We start from the raw sequence: 1,648 nt of genomic DNA on the forward strand, positions 1-1,648 counted from the left end.
TGTGCTTCTTGTCCAAGTACGCTGCGACCATATAGCCAATTACACCTGCGATCGTCAGCGCACTGATGACGGCAAGCACGGCATATACAAGCAATTCAAAACGATCCATACCCTGACTCCTTTGTTTCGAGGTCTGCCAAGGTTAAGGGCGTCTGATCTAATCCCAAATTTGCCGTGTGATGGCTTAGCGATCGGTACCGGCGGCTTCCTTCCTCAGGTTGGCTCGGGCACCGACGTACGCATCAGTTTCCCAGACACGCATATTCCCGAGCTCGTAGGCGACGTGTTCCCGCGCTTCTAGATCCTCGACGTTGGGAGCGCACCCTCCAAGAATCGGGGCTTCATGACCGGACCACTGCTTGTACAGCTCACATGCAAGCGCTGCTCGGCAATCACAGAAGCTCAGCCCATGAAAAAGTAGAATCTCCTCGGCAGCAGGTAAGCTGTTCTGCTTCCAGAGCCGCCATGTCTGCTTTGATTGTGGATAGCGATGAACATCTTGGACGGCGGATGCCGTCTCCAGGACGGCGATCTGCTTTGGCATCGAGATATTAATTATCCTTTGTGTATACGGCCCTTCTTTGCCGCTTTCCAGGGAAATACATCCCTCCCCCTTGGCTGCCTCTAGAGCCGCTTGGGCGTCGAGGAAAACGGCTTCACGTAGCGAGATGCCGAGGTGCCGCACTAACATCAACACCACCGCCAGATGCTCTGATAGGCGGGCCTGAACGTCTTCCACTGCGGCTTCGAACTTCGCTTGATCAAGGCTGTGTGGGGCCGTAATCCGTGGATGGCCAGGAAAGCCAATATCAGGCATCACGACTTTCCAATCACCACTGATCGCGAGGGCCATAACTGAACTCACGGTCTCAAGAAGATCCACCGCGGTCTGTACAGAAAGATTCCCGTGGTACACCTGGGTACAGAGTTCTTCGCCGTATTGCCGCACCAGTTTTTTCTGGACGAGCTCCAAGATATCCACCTCATGAGATTCCATAGCGTAAATACTGAACTGGGTCCACTGCTGGTCGTGGATCATTGCCTCGTGCTGACTGAGGCGACCGCACCGGACTGCCTCTCTGAGGATCGCCGAGCCAGCCTTGCTCAAGCCCCGATCAAAATGTCCGTGGAAACTCTGCTTCATGGTCATTCCTCCATTCAGCTCAGGTGCTGAGCTGCTGAAGGAAATGTTGAGCGAGGAAAAATATTCTGGGGTTCGTTTTCGGTCGCTTTCAGCGTCTGAAATTGACGAGCGCATCCGTCCCGTAAACGGTCGTTTATGGCACACCTATTCCAGACGAGCTTCTGGGCTTGGGATTTCCCGCTTTCCTGTCACTTTTCTCGTACAGAAATCAATGTGAGAAAAACGTATGGGAAAGCGGATTGGGTACGCCCGTGTGTCGACTGATGATCAGAATCTCGACTTGCAGCGAGATGCACTTGCTCTGGCTGGATGCTCAACAGTTTACGAGGAGACTATGAGCGGCAAGTCGGCGGACAGGCCGGAGCTGGGGCATTGCCTTAAAGCTCTGCGTAATGGTGACACTCTAGTTGTTTGGCGACTGGACGTAAGCGCTCCATAAACCCCACCTTCAACTGAGCTATCCGTTTCCGGATGCTGGGCTCCCTGTTTTCCCCAGTGGAGCCC

1 protein-coding gene and 1 pseudogene are annotated in these 1,648 nt (G+C 53.9%); one reads left to right on the top strand and one right to left on the bottom strand.

Annotated features, from left to right (window positions below; all coding sequences use genetic code 11):
• Positions 1–184 precede the first annotated feature (184 nt).
• Positions 185–1,144 carry an integrase gene (locus tag ACFOMF_RS09130; protein WP_386364025.1) on the bottom strand — a complete coding sequence of 320 codons (960 nt, stop codon included), beginning with the start codon at positions 1,142–1,144 and terminating at the stop codon, positions 185–187.
• Between the two features lie 226 nt (positions 1,145–1,370).
• On the opposite strand from ACFOMF_RS09130, the pseudogene ACFOMF_RS09135 reads away from it, so the two are divergent.
• Positions 1,371–1,568: pseudogene (locus tag ACFOMF_RS09135) on the top strand (recombinase family protein); the annotation flags it as partial.
• Positions 1,569–1,648: the final 80 nt, after the last annotated feature.

It is taken from the genome of Stutzerimonas tarimensis, from assembly GCF_042648805.1.
Classification (GTDB): Bacteria; Pseudomonadota; Gammaproteobacteria; order Pseudomonadales; family Pseudomonadaceae; genus Azomonas; species Azomonas tarimensis.